Raw genomic sequence first — 25,259 nt, 5'->3', positions numbered from 1 at the left:
TGAGTACTGAATTTTTTCTGAAGTCTGATTTTTTATTTGTCGCTTCAGCGGTGGGCTTGGGCGATGAGCTTGAAAATTATTTTGCTTCAGTTTTTTTATTGAATCTATTGTTTGAATCTATTGTTTGTATATTTTGTTTCCCTTAGTTTCGCGAAGTTTCTTACGGATATCTCGCGTTACTTAAATTGATTATAGGAACGTCAATTTCGAAAAATCAATTGCTTTCCAAGCACAAATGTTTGTAGATGTAACTAAATTTAACAATTCATTAGCGGAAACTCAATGCTAATTGTTAATTGAAAGTGGTCTTGTAAATTGGAAAATAATTTACAAAAATAGTGTAAATCATTGATTTAAATCAACTTCGTACTATTTTGTAAGGATGGCTTTAACTCATTGAAAAGTTTGGGAATTGTGAGAAAAGTGAAGAATAGATAAACGACTCTATTTTCTTTTTAGAAACAAATTTGTCGTTAAAAACAACATCTTAAAATGAAAGTGGTATTTTCGAGTGTCCCACATCTGTGTCACATTTACAGCACATAAAACCCTGCTCTGATAATGTGCACGTTACAAACGAGGTTTTGCCCGGTTTGCTGAACAAGTCTGTGTCGTTAGGCGGCAGACTTGGAACCTGGGTTGACGGAGGGTCTGCGTCATGGCGTTGAATGCAATGCCATGACCCTGAAAACTTATTAAGTGAATAAATAATACGTTGTGCGAACGGTGATGGCCTTTTAAGGGAGTTGGATGCTGCCTTTGATGCTTTCCTGACCTGAGCGGTTGATCGCCATCACACTGATCTGTCGCACTGGTGAGTTTGATGCTTCAGCATTGGTATCGATGCTTAACTTGTTTGCTGGCTGTACAGAAAACAGCCATTGTTGATCAGTGCGCTTCCAGATGGCCAGCCAACGGGTATTTACAGTATCGGCAAGTTTAATCTCTACGGTTTTTTTATCATCCAACAGGGTCAGCTGTGGTGGCGCGATATTGGTATTTTCCAGCCACGGCGTCGCCGGTACTAAGGCTTGTGACGTATATTTTTCTGTACCAAGTCGTTGAGCGATATTTTTGCGATTTTGTTTTAAGCTGACCAGGCTGAAATGCACGTGTCCATCACCGCCTTGCTCGCGTAAGGCATCAACCTGATTCAAGATCTCATCTGCGCTCCAGGAACGATCAGAGTTATCGATGCGGCTGGTGTATAAACCCGGCCAGATATGGCGTTGTTGAACATTTTGTGATTGCCAGTATGCGTGCAGGATTTTGAACGCTTGTGGGGTCTGATTGATGGGCCAGTATAGTTGTGGCGATAAATAATCGAGCCAGCCATTCGCCAGCCAGAATTCAACGTCTGCATACAGTTTGTCGTATTGACTAAATCCTGTGATGCCAGCCGGAATTTTATCTGGGCGACCAATACCGAACGGGCTAATGCCAAACTTGACCCAGCTTTTCTCTTCATGCACGACCTGATTGATTGCAGAAACCAAATGATTAACGTTTGATCGTCGCCAGTCGGCGCGGTTCGTGGTGCCGCCGGTACTTAAATATTTTTGCCAGGAATTTTCATCCGGAAAATCCAATTCAGTGCCATTCGTGCCTTTGATTGGATACGGATAAAAATAGTCGTCAATATGAATGCCATCAACATCGTAGCGATGTACGACATCGGTGATCACTGCGAGCGTTTGTTGCATGGCGGCTGGCTCACCCGGATCCATCCAGGATAAGTCACCGTATTGCTTGACCGCTTCAGGCATGGTTTTGCTGACGTGATTTTTAGCAGCATTGCCTTTCGACACCGCGGTTCTGGCGCGAAATGGATTGAACCATGCATGCAGTTCCAGGCCACGGGCATGCGCTTGTTCTATCCAGAATTGCAATGGATCATAGTACGGAGACGGCGGGCGTCCTTGTTCTCCGGTTAAAAACTCAGACCACGGTTCTATTGCAGAGGGGTAAATTGCATCGGCAGCAGGGCGTACTTGTAAGACGATGGCATTTAATTTCATCTGCACTGCTTGGTCGAGAATCGCGATGACTTCGGCCTTTTGTTTGTCGCTATTTAAATCGCGACGGCTGGGCCAATCGATATTTGCCACCGTGGAAACCCAGACGGCTCGAAATTCACGCGGCGTCGGCGGTGTTTCTTTGCTGGGTGGCTGAGTCGGTGGCGGCGCGTTGGCAATGATATTCGATACTGGCGGCGTGGTGATTACTGGCGCTAAGGTGTTGGCATCCGGTTTTTTAACGCCGTTTGAGCTACACGCAGCGAGTGTTATCACAACGCTTGCCAGGGTGAGTTGTAAGGCATGGCGTAGCGTGTTGCTAGCGCATTGTTGACTGGTCGGTGACGTAGTGAATGAACTCGTCAGGGATGTTAATGTGGTAAAGGGCTTCACTAAAGCTGAAAGCGAAAACATGCGTCTAAGGTCGCTGGAGTAAGGAAAGACCTGAGATGCTACTGCATAACACTTTGGCAAACCAGTCTTTCTTTTGACGGCAAGAGCATTTTGGGTACCTGAGTTGATGGATTATATATACTCCCCATTATTTTTTTAATTTCATGCCAATTGCCATTGATGTATATAGGGTTGTTTTAGGTACTACGGGTAGTATATTTTTTATTTCTGATTCGTCTGGTAAAGCAATAAGTAAAAAAGGCAGTATTTTGTTTAATGACACCATTCTTCCGTCATCACGAAAGTGGCGGTCAGCGCGAGTATCGTCGTACAACTAGTACCGATAAAACTAAAATAGTTGATTGGGTAACCTTGGCGACGATTATCGGCAAAAATGATGAGTTCTCCAACTGTCAGCACCGCGCTGAGCAAGGCAACAAACATCACGATCAGCATCGCCAGTGCTTCCTTATCGTTTAAATTTCTGCAACTTTGTGAATACAGATGAGAAATTTGAAACGTATGATCAAAACCCAGCATTTCAAACAAGACAGAGACAATGATCACCGCAATGGTGATGAGGGGGATGAACCAGGTAAGGAAATATTTGTCGGTGAACGCAACAACAATAATCTTGATCCAATTTTTCAGAAACGCGAGCATACCCACCTTCTCTATAAGACATCCGCAGCGATCTGACGAATGAAATTCGTTAGCATATAGCTGCACCATGAAGTATATGTTAGTTGCCTTCAACTACAAGTTGATGATTTGAGCTCGCTTTTTGGGTTTACGTTACCGTTACGCAACATGTCTCTACAGCGCGTTGATGAAACCCGACACAAGCCTGCTTGTATCGTTTGCTTTTATCATGAATCGCTTCTGAGCCTCGTTTGGATTAAGCTAAGTTGGCTGCCGCTAAAGCGCGATCCCATTCAGGAACAGGTTGGTATTCTTCGACCAGAAAATCAATCAAGGCGCGGATTTTTGGCGCTACCTTGCGGGTCGATGGATAGAGTGCGGTCAGATTGTTTAAAGGCAAGTCCCAGTTGTGTAAAACCGGAACCAGCTTGCCATCGAGCAGATCACGCCACGCCAGAAACGTGGTGTCGTACACGATCCCGGCTCCTCGCAACGCCGCCTGGTGTAAGACTTTGCCATTGTTGGAACTAAAGCTAGGCACAATATCGACTATCAATTCTTCAGTTTGGTTCTCATGCAAGCGGCTAAAACGCCAACTGGCACCTTGTGTCAGATGGCTGAAGTGCAGACAACGGTGTTGGCGTAAATCGGAAGGATGGAGCGGTGTACCATGTTGCGCCAGATAAGCGGGACTCGCACACAAAATACCCCGACATGGTGCTAAGGGTCGCATTTGCAAACCACGGCTATCAGGGATGCCACCGACTCGTATGCTGAGGTCAAAGCCGTGCTTGAATGGATCGAGCAAGTTATCGTCGACGTGCAAACTGGCTTGCAGCTTAGGATGCAGTAACGTGAAGCGTGCCAGCGCGTCGGCGAGCCATTCACTCCCAAAGCTGGTTGGTGCTTGTATGCGCAATGCGCCCGCCAGTTCGCTGCCAGATTGGGTAATGGCTTGTCGTGCCAGTTTTGCTTGTTCAACGCTGGCGCTGCAAGGTTCCAGATAGGCGATGCCAGATTCCGTCAGGCTGACTTCGCGCGTAGAGCGATGCAGCAGACGTGTGCCAAGTTCTGCTTCAAGCTGGAGAATCATCTTACTGACCAGGGCGCGACTGATGCCCAATTGCTTGCCGGCAGCACTAAAGCTGCGCTGACGCGCGACCTCGACAAAAATTTCCATTGCTTTTAATTGATCCATCGTTCTATTGTCAATAAATTGAAGACAATGTGTCAACCACTATTTATATTGTGGTGTCGCAGTGGCTTTCATTAAACTTGCGCTGAATCAAAGTGCCAAGATAAAACATTCTGCTAACGCGCTAACTTAAAATTGCACCAAATTTATATGCCAAATCACGGGGGCCCTATGTTAAGTCAAGAACAAATCACACAATTTCATCAAGATGGTTATGTGATCATTCCCGATTTTAAATCGACAGAAGAGATCGCTGCTTTGCGCGAACGCGCAGCGATGATTGTCAACGATTTTGATCCGGCATCCTCCGCATCAATCTTCACAACCAAAGAACAAGAAAAGAAGATAGACCATTATTTTTTGAATTCAGCCAATAACATCAGCTGCTTTTTTGAAGAAGAAGCGTTTGATGCCAACGGCAATCTGGGACAAGATAAATCGTTGTCGATCAATAAAATTGGTCATGCCATGCACGACCTCGATCCGGTATTCAGCGCATTTTCACGCGGCCCGGCATTGGCAAACGTCGCGCAGCAATTAGGTCTGCAAAAACCAGAAATCTGGCAATCCATGTATATCTTCAAGCAACCGGGCATCGGTGGCGAAGTGCGTTGGCATCAGGATGCGACGTATTTTGAAACTGATCCTGTCAGTGTCACCACGTTCTGGTTTGCACTGGAAGACGCGACCTTAGAAAACGGCTGTTTATGGGCTGAGCCGGGTGGTCATAAAACCCCAATGCGCGAACGCTTTGTACGTCATGGAGATATTGTGACGGTGGAAAAACTGTCAGATATGCCTTGGCCGAGCGACGCTACAGCGGTACCGCTGGAAGTCAAAGCCGGAACGCTGGTATGCTTTCACGGTTTGTTGCCACACTACAGCGCACCAAATCGCTCGCCGATTTCACGCCACGCCTATACTTTACACGTGACTGACGGTGCGACCAGTTATTCACCGTTGAACTGGATACAGCGCGATGCCAGCTTCCCGGTCAGTGGATTTTGAATAGCAGATCATTAGAACGAAAGTAAAGATGACCCAACAAATTTTAATATTTGCTCCGCACTGGGGCAGTGCCCATCTGAGCCGCGACACGTTTATTCGTAAAGTCAGCGACGCTGGATTTGATGGCATAGAAATGTCGCTACCCATGGATGTCGCCGAGCGCGATGCGTGGGTAAAGGCGATTGCCGATGCAGGTTTGCAATTGATTGCACAGCAATGGGAGACCGTGTTCCACAGCAATTTTAAAGCGCATAAACAAGCGTTGGCAGAATTGCTGCTCAACGCGTGTACCGCGCAGCCACTGTTTGTGAATACACACACAGGTAAGGATTTTTACAGCTTTGCACAAAACAATGAATTGCTCGATTTAGCCGATAGTATCAGCATTGAAACGGGCATCCCTATCGTGCATGAAATCCATCGCAGTCGCTTTAGTGGGCATCCGATGTTGCTGATGCCGTATTTGCAGCAACGCCAGGCTTTGCACCTTAACGCGGATTTATCGCATTGGTGTTGTGCATGTGAATCTTTATTGGAAGATCAGGCTGAAACGCTGGAAAAAGTATTCCCACACGTAAGGCACATTCATGCGCGTGTCGGCCATAGTCAGGGGCCACAAGTCAATGATTTCCGTGCGCCGGAACATGCTGCCGCGTTACAACAACATCTTTCATGGTGGGATGCGATTGTGGCTTTGCGCCGTGCTGAAGGTGCTGAACAAATCACGATGACACCGGAATTTGGCCCAAGTCCGTACACGCAAACCTTGCCCTACACCAATCAAGTCGTCAGCGATGCATGGGAATTGAATGTGGCGATGATGCAGTTATTGCGAGCGCGTTATTCTGCATAACCCTGCTCATCAAATTCCTCTTGGGATTTGTCTGGTTAATGATTATCCTTAGCAGAAGTTATTCATTTGACGTTGAATAACTTTGAGGTTGATAACATAACAAGCCCAACAGGAGTGGATATGAGCAAGCCGCAACAAAAAAACGGCGCACGGCGTCACTTTCTCAGAACCGCTGGTGCCGCTGCCGCTGGGTTTGCTACTCAGCCAATATCTTCTCTGGCCGCCGATACCGAACAACAAGCGTTTGAAAACGGTACGCGTGATCTGGTTCGCTATCCGCAAAAGCGTCCATTGATGTTAATCACCACCAGACCGCCGCATCTGGAAACACCGTTCAGCGTGTTTGATGAATCCATCCTCACACCAAATGATGCCTTTTTTGTGCGTTACCATCTGGCAAATATGCCGATGGCGATTGAGCCAGGCAGTTATCGTCTTAATATCGCTGGTAAAGTAAAGACCCCTTTATCCTTGTCGTTGGCGGAGCTGAAAGCTTTAGCACCGGCTGTTGATGTCGTAGCTGTCAATCAATGCTCTGGTAATAGCAGGGGGTATTCCGAGCCTCGCGTTTTTGGTGCGCAATTGGGAAATGGTTCTATGGGGAATGCCAAATGGACCGGCATCCCGCTCAAAGCTGTGCTTGAAAAAGCGGGTATTCTCGATGGTGCTAAGCAAGTGACTTTCAAGGGATTGGATGAACCAGTCTTACCAACGACGCCGCAGTTCATCAAAGCACTCGATATCAGTCACGCCATGAATGGCGAACCCATCATTGCCTGGGCGATGAATGGTGAAGATTTGCCATTTCTGAATGGCTATCCTTTAAAGCTGATCGTGCCAGGTTATTTTGGTACTTACTGGGTCAAACATCTGAGCCAGATTGACGTGCTGGATCACGTCTTTGACGGCTTCTTTATGAGCACCGCTTACCGATTGCCGGACAATCCTTGTGAATGCGTAGCGCCGGGCACCGCGCCGGCTAAAACGCATCCCATCGGCAAATTAAAAATCCGCTCCTTCATTACCAACCTCGCTGATAAGGTGCAGGTAACTCACGGCAAACCACTCAAGTTGCAAGGCATCGCCTTTGATGGCGGAGCGGGCATTAAAACGGTAGAACTCTCTCTGGATCATGGCAAAACATGGCAAAGCACCACATTGGCCAAAGATCTGGGTAACTATTCTTTCAGGCAATGGACGCATACGCTTGTTCCAAAACAGAAAGGCGAATTGCAAATTTTGGTCCGTGCCACCAGCCATGCCGGAGAAACGCAACCGACAGAACAAAGCTGGAATCCGGGTGGCTATATGCGCAATGTGATTGAATCTAAAACCGTGATAGTCGCTTAGGAGCCTGCCATGAAATTACGCTATCTGATCCCGGTTGCATGCACTATGTTGGTCTCTGGTTTGACCCAGTCAGCACCACTTGAAATTCAATTGCCGCCAGAAACTGCACAACTCAAACCTTCCAACCATCCTGGACGCGTCATCGCCAGTCAAAAATGCGCAATTTGCCACTCCGTCGATTACATCAATTTACAGCCAGGAACCATGTCCTTGAAGCAGTGGACCGCCGAAGTCACCAAGATGCAACGTGCCTATGGTGCGCCAATTGATGAGGCCGAAATCGCTCAAATTAGCGCATTTCTGGCAACGACTTACGGTACCGAACCAGCGGGAACTGTTACAACTGCCAGTGCAGCAAGCGCTCCGGCAGGCAGTGCCAAAGCCACCGACGCAATGAGCCTACTCAATGCAAATGCCTGTCTGGGCTGCCATGCGATTCAAAACAAAATTGTTGGCCCTGCTTATCAAGACGTCGCTAAGCATTACAAGGATGATGCGCAAGCATTAAGCAAAGTGAGCGCCAATATTCGTCAAGGTGGATCAGGCCGTTGGGGCGCGGTGCCTATGCCAGGTTATGCCGGTTTGTCGGATGAAGAAATTCATACCTTGGCTGCGTTTATTTTGAAGCAGTAAATTAACGAAGTAACCCGCGCTGCTCTTGTGTTCACATAGGGCAGCGAAACATTTCTTCTTCTTTATATCTCATTGCCTAAGCTTTTTTTATGAGAGATTTTTACTTTTCCGTGGCTGCTTTGTCTAATTACTGCTATCCCATGTACTGTGTTTGCTAGTGATCGTTATCGAATCGTTGGGTGGTGCACTAGCGAGAAAACCACAACCAAATATAGCTCATTGTCAGAACTCGGCTTCGAATGAAAAAAGATGTCAGTTCTGGCTAAATGCATGCGGGAACAACTACCACTTCTTCGTGAGTTACGATCTGCAAAATTCAAAGAGCAGCCATGAAGTTTGCTTTATCCTGCCCTTACTTACGTCGTCTAACGCGAACGAATCATTCGAGTGCTGTTCTTTTTCAGCCTTTGACAACATTTATATGTAAAGTTGAGTGGTTAAAAAAACAGACAGGTTAATTATCTTTTATGATATTTGACTAAAATAATGCCCCGGTGATACACCGAAATTTTTCCGGAACATTGCAATAAAATTGCTAGGAGTTGCATAGCCTAGTGCCTCGGCAATATCTGCAATTTTCTCTCTACTTGCAAGAAGTTCCAGTGCTGAGAAGAGACGGGCTTGTTGACGCCATTGTGAAAAACTTAAAGAGGTTTCTGCGCGCATTAATCGGCTCAAGGTACGCGCAGACATGTTACCCCAGACAGCCCATTGTTCCAAACTTCGCTGGTCGCTGGGATTGGAAAGAATTTCTGTCGCAACGCGCAATACCCGTCGGTCAATTGGCATGGGTAAATGCAAATTCTGTTGCGGAGCTCGTTGAATTTCGTCAATCAAAACGCCAATTAACCTGTCTTGTTCGGGATCTAGAATTATCTGATTGTTCCACGAAGCTGCCCGTCGAACGAGTGCGAGCATCAAGTCGTTGACACCAATCACGCAGGGATTGGCAGGAAAACCTGCGCTAGCTAATGGCGTCACCAAAACCGTCCATCCGCTCATCACCCCCGTAACACTAACGCTGTGTGCATGCCCCGGGGGGATCCAACCGGCTCGGTGCGGAGGCATTAGCCACGACCCCTGCTTCGTACGAACCTGTACTAAACCACTTTCGATACAAAATATCTGCCCTCGTAAATGACTATGGCTTTGATATTCAAGTGTTCCTAGCTGAAATTGAGAATCTGCCTGAGCATTACTCCAAATTGCTATCAGTGCCGGACCAGTTTCTAATTCACTAAAATCTGTTTGATTATGCATGATGGCTCAAATTCACTATTTTTTGTCAAAACATCCTTATCTGACATTGTGCCAGTCATCTCATAATGAATGACACAACTTTTTAATCGAAAGAAAAATTATGAAATTCCAGGAATTAAAAATCATCATTATCGGTGCTGGTCTGGGTGGGCTATGTTTGGCGCAAGGATTAAAAAAGAATGGAATATTATTTGAGGTCTTTGAACAAGATCCTTCGCATGACACCCGCGGCCAAGGTTTTCGCTTACGCATTGATCAAGAAGGGCAACAAGCGTTAGCCAACTGCATGCCCGATCATCTTTACAAACTTCTTACTGAACACTTCGCGATTAAATCGGGGCCGGTACAAACGATTAATTCCCATCTCGAAACCATCAATGGAAAGTGGGTGGATGAATGGCAGGATAGTGAAACTGCGGACACACCAGACCTCAAGATTGATCGACTGCATCTGCGCGAAATATTGCTGAAGGGAATTCAAGAACAAGTTCATTTTGGCAAACGATTACTGAACTACGAACAACAAATCAATGGTCAGATTACATGTCACTTTGATGACGGCAGCTCCGAATGCGGACATGTCGTTATAGGAGCAGACGGCGTGCATTCCCGCGTGCGTGAGATACGCTTTCCTCATGCAGATCCAATAGAAAGCGGCGATATCTGCATTTATGGGAAGACCGTATTGGATGGAAATGCAAAAGAACAAATCGCCCAGAAATTACAATTTGCAACGACTGTATTATTTGAAAGCGAACTGGCCGTCATCATAGACGCAATGCGTTACCCCCTATTTTCAGACAATGCATTCTCATCTTCAATGTTTGAAATGAGTCCACGGCAGGACTATTTGTATTGGGCAATCATAGGTAAACCGGGTGGCTTCGGATTGAAAAAAAATAGCGTAATTGTAAATTCGTCGACCGAGTTATCTGCAATGATCAAGCATGTCAGCCAAACTTGGGACAAACCGCTGCAAGCCTTATTCAAATGCGCAAACAGTTCTTCAATGAAAATGGTTCCGATCCGCTACTCGGCGGTTCAGACAGAATGGGAAGCGACTCAAGTTACGCTTTTAGGTGATGCCATCCACACCATGAGCCCCGCGAGCGGCGTCGGCGCAAACTCAGCGTTGTATGATGCCACAATCCTGGCCGATATCATCTGTGATTACTCCAGACAATCCGGTTCTATCACAATGGCAATTGCAAAATATGAGCAGCTAATGCGCGCACATAGTTTTGCAGCAATGGTCAACTCGCGACGTGGTAGCACGCAATTGTATGGTAGTGAATCATCTGAAAGTTCGCATGCTGAAGAATCGTATTCATCAACTGATCAATGATTCCAAACAGACCGAACCCTGCGCGATCAATAGAAAGATCAGCGGCAAGAAATTTGGCAAAGACATTCACAAGTAAATCTTCTGATACGATCATAGGGCTGACGGGGCTAACGTGTGAGTTCAGCGGGCGCCGCAGGCGATCCGCTGCAACGGTTCATTAGGCTGGTAGTTGTGTGGTGTGGTGACACATAATGCACGCTAATCCGGATGAAAAATGATGAATGATTGTAACGCGGGTGATGGAATTGGCAATAAAGAAGCAGGCAATTAGTAGTTTGCTTGTGTCAAAAACTAAGGGTAACCTGGTGTGAAAAGTTCTGGGTAATGTTTCGACTGATGGCTCAAAAATTCACTCAATCGATACGATATGCCATAACGTTTAGTAGACACCTGTGCAGGTGTCTACTCGGTTTGTAAAAGGTGAATGTTAAATGCCAACACTCTAGAAATCAACGCTTTAGGTGGTACCTTATGGATATAATACCTGCGCACGCTTCTTCATTGCCCAAATTACTGGATCAGTTACGGCTCGAATAGGTTTGCAGCATCATCCCGCCCACTGGCGACCCAATTGATTAGCGTATCCAGTGCTGTTCTTGCTTTGCCTGCGGCATCAGTATTGACCATCGCAACGACGACCCAGTTTTGGCCATTGACGTCGCGTACGTAACCGGCGATCGCTACGCTGTCTTTGAGCGTACCGGTTTTGATACGCGCATTTTGTGCGGCAGGGCTGTCTTTCAGACGTTTGCGCATGGTGCCATCCATGCCTGCGACTGGCAGGCTGCTGGCAAATTCTGGGTACCAATTACTACGTGCTCCAGCCAGCAATAAAGCAGCCATTTGCCTGGCGCTGATTTGTTCTGTACGGGAGAGGCCAGATCCATTTTCCAGAACAATGCCTGCGTCATTGATCCCATGTCTGAACAACCACGCGCGTATGCGGGCATCGGCGGCTTGTGCGCTATTGGTGTTGAGCAGAGGATTGCTTTCTGTTCCCAGACTCAGATAAATGCTGCGTGCCATCGCGTTATCAGAATGTTTGTTGACGATACGTATGGTGTCAGCCAGGGTTTCTGATTGATGTTCGAGTAACAGATTGGCGCTGGAAGGTGTTTTGCCATCAACAATTTTTCCTTGCCAGCTCCCGCCTAGCTCTTGCCATAAACCACGAATTAAATGCGTAATGTACTGATTGCGATCCAGTATGTTTAAGTGTTGTGTAATCTTGCAATTACGTGGAAAGCTGCTATTCAAGGTGATGTTGATCGCTGCGTTATCAGAGACCGACACATCGGGGGCTTGCCAGGTTTGTTCCCATGTTGCACAGGGCTTTTTGTTTAAGCGTAATTGATTAATGATGAGCGTGTTGTCCAGAGGTGTTAGTAAGCGTGTCTCAACATTGTCATTGCCGGACTCGACGGTAATCGAACTGATATTGCTGTGAATGAGCAACGCATCCGGAACCACGTTGTAATACGCATCAGGATGTTCGTCAAACGGCGCCATATTGATGTCGCTGCGCTCTGGCTGAAAGTAGCTGCGATCCAACACGATATTACCGTTGATAGAACGTATGCCTCGATTACGCAGGTCACGCAGCATCTCCTGCAATTTTTGCATAGTCAAATCGGGATCGCCACCACCACGTAAATACAGATTGCCAACCAATACTTCAGTTGCGGCAGGTGCATCGGACAGAATTTGCGTTTTCCAACGGAAATTGGGTCCCAGTTCTTCTAAAGCGACCAATGTCGTCAGCAATTTCATGGTGGACGCTGGATGCATCGCCAGGTCAGCATTTTGCGCCAGGACCGCAGCGTCGGCATTACTTGCATTGACGGGCAGTACCATCACACTGATGGCACTCGCTGGCACGCCCGCTTTTTGTAAGCTGGTCGCCAATTTAACCGGTAGAACAGTTTGCGCGATCGCGTCAGAAGGTACGAGAGCGCTGCATAAACTGCTTGTGCAGACGGTCAGAATCAATTGGCGAAAGCGTAAAGAAAGCATAAGTGAGCGCGTAAAAAGTGATTGGTATGAACAGTGATCAGGCTTGTTCTGGATAAGGTTCTATGAAGTCGAATTGTAGATGAAATTACATTTTTATCTGGCATTCGTCAAAAAATACGTGCTCCAGCGGCAGATAATCGCAAGTTAACCGCAAAGACTTTGCAGATTGACATTGGTATTTGCTGGTCTTGAACTAAAAAGCACAATGAAAGTTGACGCATTCAGGACATAAGCCTTTGATTTCGTTATAATTTCGCCCTTTCCTCGTTACACTGGTCATCGCCATGAGCTTGCTCGTCAATCAAACTGAACTTCTGTCTCCCGCTAAAAATATTGAGATAGGCAAAGAAGCGATCCTGCATGGTGCTGACGCGGTGTACATCGGCGGCCCGTCATTTGGTGCTCGCCACAATGCCAGCAATGAGATCAGCGAGATTTCAGAGCTCGTGCAATTTGCCCATCGCTATCATGCGCGTATCTTCGTGACCATGAACACGATTTTGCATGAGTCTGAATTAGAACCAGCACGCAAACAAATTCGTCAGCTGTACGATGCAGGTGTTGACGCGTTGATTGTGCAGGACATGGGGATATTAGAATTGGATATTCCTCCGATTCAGTTGCACGCCAGCACACAGTGCGATATTCGTGGCGTTGAGAAAGCCAAATTTTTAGGGGATGTCGGTTTTTCACAATTGGTGTTGGCACGCGAGCTGACGATAGAACAAATCAAGGCGATTAAAGCCGAAGTGAAAACGCCTTTAGAATATTTTGTTCATGGCGCTCTGTGCGTGGCGTTTTCTGGTCAATGCTATATCTCGCATGCTGACAACGGTCGCAGTGCAAATCGTGGCGATTGTTCACAAGCGTGTCGCTTGCCATACACCCTGACCGATGGTGAAGGGCGCGTTGTCGCTTACGAAAAACATTTATTGTCGATGAAGGACAATGACCAGAGTCGCAACCTCGAAGCATTGCTTGATGCCGGAGTGCAGTCCTTGAAGATTGAAGGCCGCTACAAAGACATGGGTTACGTTAAAAATATCACGGCCCATTACCGCATGCTGCTCGACGAAATTTTAGAGCGCAGACCAGAATTTACACGTGCGTCCAGCGGTCGCAGCCAGATCGCCTTCACGCCAAATGTCGATAAAAACTTCCATCGTGGTCATACCGATTATTTTGCCAATGGGCGTCTGGATAATATCGGCGCGTTTGATTCGCCTAAATACGTTGGTTTGCATCTTGGTTACGTGACACGCATCGGTACCACCTGGTTTGAAATGGAAACCAACGAACCGATGGCCAATGGCGATGGCTTGAACTACATGCTCAAACGGGAAGTCATGGGTATTCAGGCCAATACCGTAGAACACATGGGCAAGAGTGAAAATGGCGATTTGTGGCGTGTTTCACCTAACGAGAAAGTCAGCGAACTATTAGGTCTGAAAGTCGGCATGCTGATCAATCGCAACCGTGATCAACGCTGGGAACACGCATTAACCAAAAAATCAGCAGAACGCCGGATTCCAGTCTGGCTGACCTTATCTGATGATGAACAAGGTTTGCGTTTGGCGGTGACCGATGAAGACGGTGTGCATTCAGAAGTTTCTGTCGCGATAGCCTTGCAAGCAGCGCAACAGGCCGATAAAGCAGAAACAGGTTTGCGCGACAGTCTGGCCAAATTGGGTAACACCATGTTTGAGTCTGCGAATGTTGATTTGCGTTTGCGCCAAGCTTGGTTTGTGCCATCTTCGGTCATCAATGCCTTGCGCCGCGATGCCGTCGCCGCACATGAACTGGCGCGCTCGCAAGCGTGGTTGCGCCCGGAGCGCACACCAGCCGTGGAGCCGCCGGTCGCTTATCCAGAAGCGACACTCAGTTACCTGGCCAATGTCTACAACAGCAAAGCTCGTGAATTTTATAAAAAACACAGCGTACAATTGATTGCTGCTGCTTACGAGGCGCATGAAGAGCCAGGCGAAGTATCCTTAATGATCACCAAGCATTGCCTGCGATTCTCTTTCAATCTTTGCCCTAAACAAGCCAAAGGCGTGAAGGGCGTACAAGGCCAGGTGAAAGCGGAACCAATGACTTTGGTCACCGGAGAAGAAAAGTATACCTTGAGGTTCGATTGCAAGCCATGTGAGATGCATATTGTGGGTGCGATGAAGAAACACATCTTGCAAGCACCGCCACCATCCTCTGTGCCATATAGTCCGCTGGTATTTCATAAGACACGTCCGGCGCAATAATTCTGTAGATATGCTGTCCTTAAAAATAAAAAAACTCGCTTTAAAGCGAGTTTTTTTATCGAAAAATTTAATCAGAAAATATGTGTAAATAACCAATACAAAGAACCCGACAATAACATCGCTGCTGGCATTGTCAGTACCCATGCCATCGCCAGATTGCGGATGGTGGACATCTGCAAACCAGAACGATTTGCTGCCATCGTACCCGCCACGCCAGAGGACAGAACATGTGTCGTCGACACTGGTAAACCATACATATCTGCAGCACCAATCGTCAACATCGCGACCAATTCAGCAGAAGCACCCTGGGCATAAGACAAATGTGTTTTGCCGATTTTTTCACCGACGGTAACAACAATACGTTTCCAGCCAACCATGGTGCCGAGACCAAGTGCGATCGCTACCGCAATTTTCACCCACAAAGGAATGAACTTGGTTGCATCATCAATCTGATGTTTAAACGCATTCAGATTCTCTTTGGTATCAGTATCAAAATTTAAGCTGGTGTCTTTGGTCAGCAAACGAATTGCTTCTGAAGCCAGGAACATGTCGTTACGCACATTGGATACGAGAGCCGTTGGAACTTTCGCCAGCGTGCCGTGTTCTTTAATTTGTTGCGCAATATTGCCCGTTGTTTTTGCAAGCGCTGGCAATACTTCAGTGGTTAATTCTTTGGTACGTACATAGTTCGCCAAGATTTTACGTGGTTCCACTGGTGCGTCTTGCACAATGTATTTGTGCAGGGATTGTTCAGTCACCTGAGCAACTGCAATAAATTGCGTCATATGATCGACTGGCATGGCACGGTTCAGTGCATAGGCCATCGGTGCTGTACCAACCAGAATGAGCATGATTAAACCCATACCTTTTTGACCGTCATTCGAGCCGTGTGCAAAAGAAACGCCGGTGCAAGTCAACACTAACAAACCACGGATCCACCATGGTGGTGGCGTGTTGGTGTCCGGTTCTTCATATAGTTCTTTTGCTTTCACCAGTTTGCGCAACACCAGCAACAACATGGCAGCAAAGAAGAAGCCAACTAAAGGTGATAGCAACAAGGAGTAACCCACTTTGGTCGCCTGCGCCCAATCAACACCGGTCGTCCCATCACGACCGTGCATCATCGCATTTGCAACACCTACACCGATGATAGAACCGATCAGCGTATGTGATGAAGATGCTGGCAAACCTAACCACCAGGTCCCAAGATTCCACAATATCGCAGCGATCAACAAAGCGAAGACCATCGCAAAGCCAGCAGAAGAGCCTACTTGCAAAATCAATTCGACTGGTAACAATGAAATAATCCCGAACGCCACCGCACCACTAGACAACAACACCCCCAGGAAGTTGAAGAATCCAGACCACATCACGGCAAAGTTAGGTGGTAAAGAATTGGTATAAATGACGGTCGCCACGGCATTGGCAGTGTCGTGGAAACCATTCACAAATTCAAAGCCGAGAGCGATCAACAAGGCAACACCCAGCAAAATGTAAGGTACCAGCGTGGTATCGCCAAAGCTCACGCCACTCATATCGGAAACCAGACTGTAGCAGGTAAATACAATACCGGCGATCAATAAAGTAGCAAAAATAATCAGCGTGACAGGACTCGTTTTGTGATCCCTCAAGGTTTTTTTTGCCGGCCGTTCTGGTACTCCAGTAGCGGCAATATTAGTGATGGTCATACGATGAATCTCCAGTTAATTTAAAGCGATATTTGGTATAGCAAACTAAATAAATTCGGGATTGTGCAGAGTATTGATCAATACACTTTGGGAACGATAATTTCTGCCGGAACTGGATTGCGCAGATAATCCTCATGTCTTTCACGCTGCGGCAATTCAATTGTAGGATGGGGTACTTCCTGATAGGGCATCTGATTTAGCAGATGATGGATGCAATTAAGGCGTGCTTTCTTTTTATCATCGGCTTCGACAACCCACCATGGTGCCTCAGGGATATGCGTACGCTCAAGCATGATCTCTTTCGCCTTGGTGTAATCTTCCCAGCGGCGACGAGACTCGAGATCCATAGGACTTAATTTCCATTGTTTCAGCGGATCGTGAATACGTCCTAAGAAACGGGCGCGTTGCTCTTCGTCAGAAATGGAGAACCAATATTTGATCAGCTGGATGCCGGAGCTGACCAACATACGTTCAAATTCTGGCGTGGTCCGAAAAAATTCTTCATATTGATCGTCAGTACAAAATCCCATGACCTTCTCTACGCCAGCGCGGTTATACCAGCTACGATCAAACAAAACGATTTCACCACCAGCTGGTAAATGCGATACATAACGTTGAAAGTACCATTGTGTGCGTTCACGATCATTTGGTGCTGGCAATGCCGCGACCCGACATACGCGTGGATTCAAACGTTGGGTGATGCGTTTTATCACGCCCCCTTTGCCAGCGGCATCGCGTCCTTCAAATAAGATCACAACCTTATGTTTAGTGGCGACGACCCAATCTTGCAATTTGACCAGCTCTGCTTGCAACCTGAATAACTCACGGAAGTATAAGCGGCGTTGTTCTTTTTCAAAATCGCTTAATGCAATGGCCTCTGCGCCATTTTCATAGTGACGATCTTCAATTTCGAGTTCAAATTCCTCATCGTAGCCGTCGAGTAAATCACGACGTATATGTTCGCTCAGTTCTTGGTTGCTGATTTGGGTGTTAAGCATCACAGAATCACCTAAAAGATAAAATTACAATAATCTTTCAACTATAAGCAGTCGATGTGACTCATCTATGACATAGATCAAAATGCCATTTCCGATCGGAAATAAATGCACATCTGTGTCTTGTCTGTTCTTGCTTAACTAATTGCCAGGCAGGCCGAAAATGATGAAAGATTTGGCTTTGTTTGCGCCAGTTTGATTGACCCATACCTCAGGTGGCAGTACCCTAGTGGCTGGGATAGGCAGGTAGGGCGGGTACAATTCACCAAGACCCATCAAATGTCAGCGGGGCGTGGCTTGCACTCGTCCTGCTTATTGGCAATGCAATCGAACACTGCAACACTTATTTGGAATCGGGCATGAAAAAAATCGTTGTAAAATTTGGCGGATCAAATTTACGTCAGCCACAGGATATTGATCGAGTCGTCAACGTAGTACAAGCGTATCAACGGCCACTGGTATTGGTGGTGTCGGCATTTTTTGGCATTACTAACGCCTTAATCGACTGCGTTCAAGCCGCAAAAGAGGGTGCTGGTACGAAAGCTGCATTGGCTGAAAGTCAAAATTACACCCAGACTTTGCGCGCGTTGAAACGCGAGATTCTGGAAGCGAATATCAGCGATGTTGCCCATCGCGACAGAACCGAAAAAGCATTAGGTGAGAGACTCGATCAATTAGATCGTTACCTGACTGGCATTCATTGTATTGGCGATGTGCCGACGTTTGTGAACGATGCCATTCTGAGTTATGGCGAACGCTTATCGAGCTTGTTGCTGACCGAAGTGTTATTGAGCCGCGGTATCGCTGCGCGTGAAGCTTTACCGGAAGATATCGGTCTGGTGACTGATGGCGTTTTTGGTAATTCTGCTTGTGATTTTGAAGCGAGCACTACGCCAGTATCACAAGCATTGGCCGACGATGTTGTGTACGTGGTGCCGGGTTTTTACGGCGTTGATAAAAATGGCAAAACTACTTTGTTTGGTCGTGGTGGTTCGGACTATTCAGCGGCCTCGATTGCTGCCTGTATCGGTGCCGAATCGTTGGATGTCTGGAAAGACGTGGATGGCTTCTTAAGCGCTGATCCAGGTACGGTCAGCGCGCCACGTTCGATTTCTCAATTAAATTATCTGGAAGCGGCGGAATTGTCGTATTTCGGGGCAAAAATTTTACATCCACGCACCGTAGAGCCGCTATTTGACCGCGAGATTCCTATCCGGATTTTAAATATCACTCGTCCGGAACGTGGTTTGAAACCTTATACGATCATTGATGGACAACGCAAAGTAACCAGTGATGTGGTAAAGAGCGTGAGCTCTACCGAGGATGTAGCGATACTGAAATTGCATGGTCCGGGTGTCGGTTTTAAATCAGGTATTCTGGCGCAAGTAACGAATACCCTTGATCAGCATGGCATCAATATTAAGAGCGTCTTGACGGCGCAAACTGCGATCAATATTTTACTGGCACGTGATCATTTGGATGCTGCGTATGAAGCTTTGAGCGAACACCATTTGGCTGGCGTGGTTGAGGTGAGTCGGAACGATGCAGTGGCGATTGTTGCCGTAGTAGGTGACGGCGTACTTGACGCATCCGATGTGGGGAGTGCGATCGCAAGCCGGGCTTTGTCCGCGGCGCTGGCGGGTGGGGCGAGGGTGACGCTGGCAGCGGCAGGTGCCAGTGAAGTCGCCGCGTATATGCTGGTTCAGCGAGAAGATCGCAAGCTTGCATTAAGACTGGTGCATGACGAATTTTTTGGTCAATAAAACGCAGCATTCAGCAAAACTGCGCCATGTTTTGAATGACGCAGTTTAAAGTGTTTGCAAGCACTAATTTGTTGGCGTGGTCTGATGGATTCCGTGACTGAAGTATTGCACAAAGTCAGGCCATGCACCTGCATGCCCATGGAATGCATCGCGTGCATCCCAATCGTTGCGGTTATGCGTTCCGGCTTGTGTGACTTGTGGGCCGTCCTTATCAAGTTGCGATTGTGTCTTTAAAGACGGACGGACAATCGCAATATGACCCGGTTTTTTGGGATTAGGACTTTGATAAACAATCACCACCAGTTCACCAAGGTTAGCGCGACTTTGCGCAGCTTTAGCATCGTCTAATCTGACCCAACCGTCCTTCGTTGCCGCCTGGCTTGATAACCACGCGGTTTGTGCGTTTGCCAATAAAATCTGACTATGCTCAGGCGGTCTGAGCAAATAGACGCCGACTCGCTGCCCTACGGCGGCGGCAAACGCACTGCAATGCGTGGCTTTGCCTGGTCCCGCATAGTCTGCGTCACGATCGGCAACGCCGGTTTCCCAATTCACGTGTTCGTGTGCAAGCCATAAGTGTTCAACATTCATGCTGTCCAATGTTTGCAACATGTGTTTTCCCGCCGGAGTAATCACTCCACAACATGGCTGCTGTGTTTGATTTGATGTTGTTTGTGCACTGGCGTTACCGGCGATGAAAAGCAAGCTAATCAGCGGAATTATAAAGACGCAGGTAAGGCGGTAACTAATGTGATCAATGATTCTGGTGGTATGGGCTTTATCGCGTTTCATGCTGGCACTTTCTATCGACAATATTTAAGGATGCCTATTTTTGCTTAAACATTTCTAAGATATTCAGGAAATTTTTACTCGCGCCGTCTAGCGTAGCAATTGGTCTATGAGCAATTCCAATGTGGCGCGGTAAAGCAGGACGTAAAGGGCGCAATTGGATTTGCGGTCGGACTTCAGAAAGTTCAGGATGTTCGAACGGTAGTATTGCGGCGCCATAAGCAGCAGCCACCAGACTTTTCATCGCTTCGGTATAGTTGAGTTCGATCTTTGCACGCGGAGAAAATCCTGCTTGCGCAAACCAGGCCATCGTCAGTTGATACATATGGGTGCTTGGTTCATTAAATATCAGCGGCTGCTGAGCTAACCATTCTGGCGTCACGACTTTCGGTGCTTTCCAACGCAGTGGTAAATACGCCATCATGGGATCGGTACGCCAGTGTGTAATGACGATGTCTTTCGCTGGTGTTTGCGGCATGGCGACGATACCAATATCCAGGCTGCCTTGCTGTAAGCCGTTCATGGTGTCGGAAGAGCCCAAAATGTTGACCTCAATATCGATTTTTTGATAGGTCTTTTCCAACGTTTCCATTACTTGCGGTAGTTGATGAACCAGGATGCCGCTTGATGCACCGAGCCTGACCCTGCCAGTAATACCCGCAACCTGACGCTCGACTGCTGCCACCGCCTCATCGGCATCACGCAATAAACGCCTGCCGCTGTCGGCCAGACAAGCCCCGGCAGGTGTTGCAAGTACTCGCTTGCCGCCGCGTACCAGTAACGGTGTCTGAAAACGACTTTCCAGTTCATTGATGTGCAGGCTAATTGTTGGTTGAGACAAGTGCAAAGCTTGCGCGGCCGCAGAAAATGTCCCGAGATCAATGATGCAAATCAGTGTCTTGAGTTGATCGAGGCTGAGTTCTCTCATCAGTTTTCCTGATTGATGTGATCATAAAATGTCATTTTACTGATTGTACTGCAAGACGCATGATGAGGCTTCTTCAACATTAATCGTTGTTATCTGCTTAAGGAGTTCATCATGCAAGCTTCCCTTTTACAAGCTGTTATAAATCGCTTTGCTTATCGCTGGCAAATGATATGGGACAAAGTGTATTCGCCATCTCAAGGAGAGTTGTCTGAGTTGTCTGAGATGAGTGAGTTGGAACTCAGAGATCTGGGAATAGGGCGCAGTGAAATTCCAGGTTTTCGGGAACGTCAGTATCAGCGCAGAAATCAAGCAGAAACCGGGTTGCTGCGACATAGCGCACCGTTAATAATCTCCGACTATCCAGCCACGAACAAATGAAAAATATTCGCGAAGCCAGCTATTGTAGCGCACGCTGAGTGGTGTCTCAGCACCCGCACTGGCAAGATTGTTGAATCCTGCCTTGAGTGCGATCTGACGCGACCGTACGCTATGAAAATCGCTGGTGATGATGAGTAATCCATCGGTAGTATTGATGCCGTGTTCAGACATGATTTTTTTGCTGAAGGTCAGGTTTTCAAATGTGTTCGTACTCATGCCTTCTTGCAACAGGCGATTCTCTGGTAATCCGCGCTGATGCAGATAGTTAGCCATGACTTGTGCTTCGGTGCATTGTTCACCCGGATCCTGGCCGCCGCTGACAACGAGTTTGGTGTCAGGCAAGCGTTGTGCCCATTCAAAAGCCAAATCCAAACGTTCAGCCAGAGTGGGTCTTGGAAGGCAGTTTCTGGTGCCTCCGCCCAACACTAAAATCGTTCGTACGGGCTGACGAATTGTTTGAATGTCGATATCGTGCCCAGCCTGAATGAAATAAAAAAAAGCCGCCACGGTAGATAGCCAGATTGCTGTTCCCGTCCAAAGCAGCTTCCATAGTAGCTGTCTGCGTTTCTTTTGATTTAACCAATCATGTAATTTCTGCCATTGCCAGGCCATGCCCAATAAAGCGATGCCGACACAAAAGGGAAACGTTACACCAAATCCAAAGTTATGTCGTGTCATCAAAATACTGGTGTCAACCACCAATATTACGCCCACGAAAAAGCATAAAAATACGAAAGGACTCTTGTCTGACAAAGTATTCGACATGTGTTTTTATCTTGCGGATAGAAAACCGTTATTGTCGCATGTGGAGAACTATTCCAAACGCTACAATTTATAGATATGCATGAATATTAACCTCATCAATTTGCTCAGGAGACAAATACTGATGTGCGTATTCAAGATAAACGCCAGAACGCAAGAATACCGCAAACAGATCGGCATCAATATGCTGATCTTGTTTCATGAAGTTCATAATCTTAAGGGTTTCAGATAAGGTTTTTCCTTTTTTGTAGGGACGATCGGATGCCGTCAAGGCTTCAAAAATGTCGGCAATTGCCATCATTTTTTCCGGTGCTTGCATATCTTTGTCATGCAGACCTTTGGGGTAGCCCGTGCCATCGAGTTTTTCATGATGGCCTCCGGCGATTTCTGGCACGCGACTTAAATGGCGGGGAAACGGTAATTGTGTCAACATCTTGATCGTCTGTACCATGTGCTCATTAATTTTGTAGCGTTCTTCTTCCGATAGAGTGCCACGCTTTACTCTGAGGTTATAAAGTTCACCGCGGTTATATAGGTGTTCTGGTACATTGATATTAAAACCCCATGGATTGTCAGGGGCAATTTTGTCCTGTTCTTCGCGGATAAAAATATGTTCTGGTTTATCTTCTAAGAGTTTTTCTGTGATTGGTAACAGGGGTTCTGGTGCCCGATTTTTTCTTTCTTGCTCCAGAGAAGAAATGCCGATGCGGTCAGATAAGCTACGTTGCCAGCTTCTTTCTGCAATCTGGTCAAGACGTTGAATTTTCTCTTCACTCATGAACTCACCGCCCACGTTGCACTCAGCGACGAAAGCAAAATCGTCGTCGATTGCAGTGATTGCCTGATCGCGCTGTTGTCGGAGTTTTTCCGGGTCGCCACCTGCCGCGATCGCCTTCCAGTAATCAATTTCTACATCTCGCTTAATTACTTCAAAACGCATGCGCACTTCATGAATGCGGTCATATAGCGTCTCTAATTTGGTGGCTTTATCGACGATGTATTCGGGGGTGGTCACTTTGCCGCAATCATGCAGCCAGGCAGCGATATGTAATTCTTCCCATTCGTTGTCGCTCAAACGGAAATCAGCAAAGGTGCCAGAGGTTTCATTGCAAGCTGCACGTGCCAGGCTCTTGGTTAATATGGGGACACGTTGGCAGTGGCCCCCTGTATAGGGGCTCTTGGCGTCAATTGCGCCGGCTAACAATTGAATAAACGCTTCTAAAAGAGCTTTCTGTTCTTGTATCAAACGTTGATTTTCGATCGCTATCGCCGCGGTGCCTGATACTGCAACTGCCATAGAGTGTCTGCCAATATCGATACTGCTTGCATTAATCAACAAGGCAATGGCGCCAACTAATTGATTGTTTCTGTCACGTAAAGGAATGGCGATTAAGGTGCAATCGTGTTGGTATTCTGCAATAACGCCAAAGTATTCTTTCAGTTCATCAACGCTGAGGCGCATCACAGATGATTCACCATGACAAACTTGTGCTACCGGATGTTGCTGGATGATAGGAATGACTTGTTGCGCGGTATTTGCAACCTCATGATCCATATATACCTGCACCGATTCCAGTGTTGCCTTTTTAGGTTCGTATAAATATAAAACTGCAGTATCGGCGATAGAAATTTCCGAAAGCTCACGCAAAACCGACGCCAATAATTTGTTGAAATTAGTTTCACCAGCAAGGTCGCGGGCAATACCCAAAAATGATTGTATGGTTGCCTTCATGCCTTGCATCGAGCTGGCAAGCTCAGAAATTTCTTTTACTCCGGAGCGAACCTTGACTGTACTCTTAAAGTCAAAATGTGCAATCTTGTTAGCCTCTTCTGCGAGTTTTACGATCGGTGCTGTAACCCGTTTTGAAAAAGACACGAAAATTATGCATGTAAGAGCAAACAAAATGCCAAATACCAGCATACTTTGTTTTTTCATCTCAATAATTTCAGCCAGTAACTCTCTATGCGGACTGGCAATCAGCAGTGTCAATGGTCTTCCACCAGGTGTCTCAATGCGTTGCTTAAACGTTGCCCAGGTTTCTCCATCGATGTCGATTGATTGACTCGATATCACTTTTGATAAATATAGTTTGAACACTTTATTGAGAATAGGTGCATCCTCCTGTTCCATTAAATTTGGCAAGCGGTGGGTACCATCTTTTTCGGTAATGATTTCCGGCCGAAATGGGACTTGGTTACCATGTACCATTGCCAGAATCTGGGCGCTTTCGCCAAGTAGAGCAATTCTGCTGGACGGAGTGAGGCCGCTGTTTTCTATCGTTTGTAATATCGTGGATAATTCAAAATCAATGCCCACGACTGCATCTGCACTATCAATTTTTTGGGAATAAGTGACGCCAATTTGATGATTCGTGTAAAAATAATAGGGCCTGGTAACGTTGACCTTGTCAGGTGTGGCCATCGCCGTTGTGTACCAGATCGTCTCACGTGGGTCGAAATTTTTTCGCGGGATTTTTTTGCGGCTGGTTTCTTCTAGCTGTTTATTAAAGCTGATTACATGCTCGACCAGCTTTTTATGCTTCAGACTTGTACTTTGAACGACCCATGCAGTGTCATCCGGAACGTTGAACAACGAAGCATTAGCTAAATTTTTATCGTATTTTCTAAGCAAGAAAAACTCACCATCGGCGTAACCTATAAATATTGAAATTGCTGAAGAAACGGTGGCGATCGATTTCGCCAGATACTCGATATGTTCTAAGCGTTCATTTAAGGTGTCGCCAGGGATAGGCATGGTTTCTGCCAGAATCCCAATTTGATTTTTGGCTGGGGTGTAAATGGCCTGAATATTTTTGACGACTTGTCTACCGGTGCGCTCATAATTGCGATTGGCTTCCTGCAAAATGATTTGACCCATTTTATTGAATTGCGCGATACCAATTACCAACGCAACAAGTAAGCCAATTAAGCAGAATGAAAAATAAATCTGAAATGGTAGCTTCTTAGAAGTGTGCATTATGATGCCCTTTTTTT

The 25,259-nt window shown here is 46.7% G+C and carries 19 protein-coding genes; 8 read left to right on the top strand and 11 right to left on the bottom strand.

Features of this window, described 5'->3' with window-relative positions:
- Positions 1-737: 737 nt before the first annotated feature.
- The 3 genes from H8K32_RS10720 to H8K32_RS10710 all read right to left on the bottom strand — a co-directional run bounded on the left by H8K32_RS10720 (position 738) and on the right by H8K32_RS10710 (position 4,248).
- Positions 738-2,429 carry a glycoside hydrolase family 10-like protein gene (locus tag H8K32_RS10720; protein WP_186912499.1) on the bottom strand — a complete coding sequence of 564 codons (1,692 nt, stop codon included), beginning with the start codon at positions 2,427-2,429 and terminating at the stop codon, positions 738-740.
- A gap of 252 nt (positions 2,430-2,681) precedes the next feature.
- Positions 2,682-3,071, bottom strand: a complete 390-nt coding sequence (locus tag H8K32_RS10715) for a hypothetical protein (protein ID WP_186912498.1) — start codon at positions 3,069-3,071, stop codon at positions 2,682-2,684.
- A 235-nt stretch (positions 3,072-3,306) separates the two neighbouring features.
- Positions 3,307-4,248 carry a LysR family transcriptional regulator gene (locus tag H8K32_RS10710; protein WP_246447273.1) on the bottom strand — a complete coding sequence of 314 codons (942 nt, stop codon included), beginning with the start codon at positions 4,246-4,248 and terminating at the stop codon, positions 3,307-3,309.
- A gap of 168 nt (positions 4,249-4,416) precedes the next feature.
- Between H8K32_RS10710 and H8K32_RS10705 the strand changes: the two genes are divergently transcribed.
- From H8K32_RS10705 to sorB, 4 genes are all read left to right on the top strand, one after another.
- Positions 4,417-5,253 (top strand): phytanoyl-CoA dioxygenase family protein, encoded by an 837-nt coding sequence (locus H8K32_RS10705; protein ID WP_186912497.1) that lies wholly within the window; start codon positions 4,417-4,419, stop codon positions 5,251-5,253.
- A gap of 28 nt (positions 5,254-5,281) precedes the next feature.
- Complete coding sequence (locus H8K32_RS10700; protein ID WP_186912496.1) at positions 5,282-6,106, top strand: sugar phosphate isomerase/epimerase family protein; 825 nt, start codon at positions 5,282-5,284, stop codon at positions 6,104-6,106.
- 120 nt (positions 6,107-6,226) lie between these two features.
- Positions 6,227-7,456: a SorA family sulfite dehydrogenase catalytic subunit gene (sorA, locus tag H8K32_RS10695; protein WP_186912495.1), complete on the top strand. Its 1,230-nt coding sequence runs from the start codon at positions 6,227-6,229 to the stop codon at positions 7,454-7,456.
- Between the two features lie 9 nt (positions 7,457-7,465).
- Complete coding sequence (gene sorB / locus H8K32_RS10690; protein WP_186912494.1) at positions 7,466-8,089, top strand: SorB family sulfite dehydrogenase c-type cytochrome subunit; 624 nt, start codon at positions 7,466-7,468, stop codon at positions 8,087-8,089.
- 465 nt (positions 8,090-8,554) lie between these two features.
- Here the strand turns inward: sorB and H8K32_RS10685 are convergent, their stop codons facing one another.
- Positions 8,555-9,349, bottom strand: a complete 795-nt coding sequence (locus H8K32_RS10685) for an AraC family transcriptional regulator (protein ID WP_186912493.1) — start codon at positions 9,347-9,349, stop codon at positions 8,555-8,557.
- Between the two features lie 100 nt (positions 9,350-9,449).
- Between H8K32_RS10685 and H8K32_RS10680 the strand changes: the two genes are divergently transcribed.
- Positions 9,450-10,694, top strand: coding sequence for an FAD-dependent oxidoreductase (locus tag H8K32_RS10680; RefSeq protein WP_186912492.1), 1,245 nt, complete (start codon positions 9,450-9,452; stop codon positions 10,692-10,694).
- 522 nt (positions 10,695-11,216) lie between these two features.
- On the opposite strand, the gene dacB is transcribed toward H8K32_RS10680, so the two are convergent.
- A complete protein-coding gene (gene dacB, locus H8K32_RS10675; protein ID WP_186912491.1) occupies positions 11,217-12,707 on the bottom strand; it encodes a D-alanyl-D-alanine carboxypeptidase/D-alanyl-D-alanine endopeptidase in 1,491 nt (496 codons plus the stop codon).
- A 284-nt stretch (positions 12,708-12,991) separates the two neighbouring features.
- On the opposite strand from dacB, the gene H8K32_RS10670 reads away from it, so the two are divergent.
- Positions 12,992-14,962, top strand: a complete 1,971-nt coding sequence (locus H8K32_RS10670) for a peptidase U32 family protein (protein WP_186912490.1) — start codon at positions 12,992-12,994, stop codon at positions 14,960-14,962.
- Positions 14,963-15,033: 71 nt separating this feature from the next.
- Here the strand turns inward: H8K32_RS10670 and H8K32_RS10665 are convergent, their stop codons facing one another.
- Together H8K32_RS10665 and ppk2 are read right to left on the bottom strand one after the other, a co-directional pair.
- Complete coding sequence (locus H8K32_RS10665) at positions 15,034-16,650, bottom strand: inorganic phosphate transporter (protein WP_186912489.1); 1,617 nt, start codon at positions 16,648-16,650, stop codon at positions 15,034-15,036.
- Between the two features lie 77 nt (positions 16,651-16,727).
- Positions 16,728-17,648, bottom strand: coding sequence for a polyphosphate kinase 2 (ppk2, locus tag H8K32_RS10660; protein ID WP_186912488.1), 921 nt, complete (start codon positions 17,646-17,648; stop codon positions 16,728-16,730).
- A gap of 356 nt (positions 17,649-18,004) precedes the next feature.
- Between ppk2 and H8K32_RS10655 the strand changes: the two genes are divergently transcribed.
- A complete protein-coding gene (locus H8K32_RS10655) occupies positions 18,005-19,408 on the top strand; it encodes an aspartate kinase (RefSeq protein WP_186912487.1) in 1,404 nt (467 codons plus the stop codon).
- A 63-nt stretch (positions 19,409-19,471) separates the two neighbouring features.
- Here the strand turns inward: H8K32_RS10655 and H8K32_RS10650 are convergent, their stop codons facing one another.
- Positions 19,472-20,200 (bottom strand): hypothetical protein, encoded by a 729-nt coding sequence (locus H8K32_RS10650; RefSeq protein WP_186912486.1) that lies wholly within the window; start codon positions 20,198-20,200, stop codon positions 19,472-19,474.
- 34 nt (positions 20,201-20,234) lie between these two features.
- Positions 20,235-21,125 (bottom strand): LysR family transcriptional regulator, encoded by an 891-nt coding sequence (locus H8K32_RS10645; RefSeq protein ID WP_186912485.1) that lies wholly within the window; start codon positions 21,123-21,125, stop codon positions 20,235-20,237.
- Between the two features lie 111 nt (positions 21,126-21,236).
- Between H8K32_RS10645 and H8K32_RS10640 the strand changes: the two genes are divergently transcribed.
- The gene (locus H8K32_RS10640) at positions 21,237-21,503 is read left to right on the top strand and encodes a YjiS-like domain-containing protein (RefSeq protein ID WP_186912484.1); all 267 of its coding nucleotides are present in this window, start codon (positions 21,237-21,239) and stop codon (positions 21,501-21,503) included.
- Here the strand turns inward: H8K32_RS10640 and H8K32_RS10635 are convergent.
- Together H8K32_RS10635 and H8K32_RS10630 are read right to left on the bottom strand one after the other, a co-directional pair.
- The gene (locus H8K32_RS10635) at positions 21,468-22,268 is read right to left on the bottom strand and encodes a YdcF family protein (RefSeq protein WP_186912483.1); all 801 of its coding nucleotides are present in this window, start codon (positions 22,266-22,268) and stop codon (positions 21,468-21,470) included. The two genes, H8K32_RS10640 and H8K32_RS10635, sit on opposite strands and share 36 nt — an antisense overlap.
- Before the next feature lie 67 nt (positions 22,269-22,335).
- Positions 22,336-25,242: an HD domain-containing phosphohydrolase gene (locus H8K32_RS10630; RefSeq protein ID WP_186912482.1), complete on the bottom strand. Its 2,907-nt coding sequence runs from the start codon at positions 25,240-25,242 to the stop codon at positions 22,336-22,338.
- Positions 25,243-25,259: the final 17 nt, after the last annotated feature.

This window comes from Cognatundibacterium jejuense, assembly GCF_014284255.1.
GTDB lineage: Bacteria > Pseudomonadota > Gammaproteobacteria > Burkholderiales > Burkholderiaceae_D > Undibacterium > Undibacterium jejuense.
This window is presented reverse-complemented; position numbering and strand designations above follow the sequence as displayed.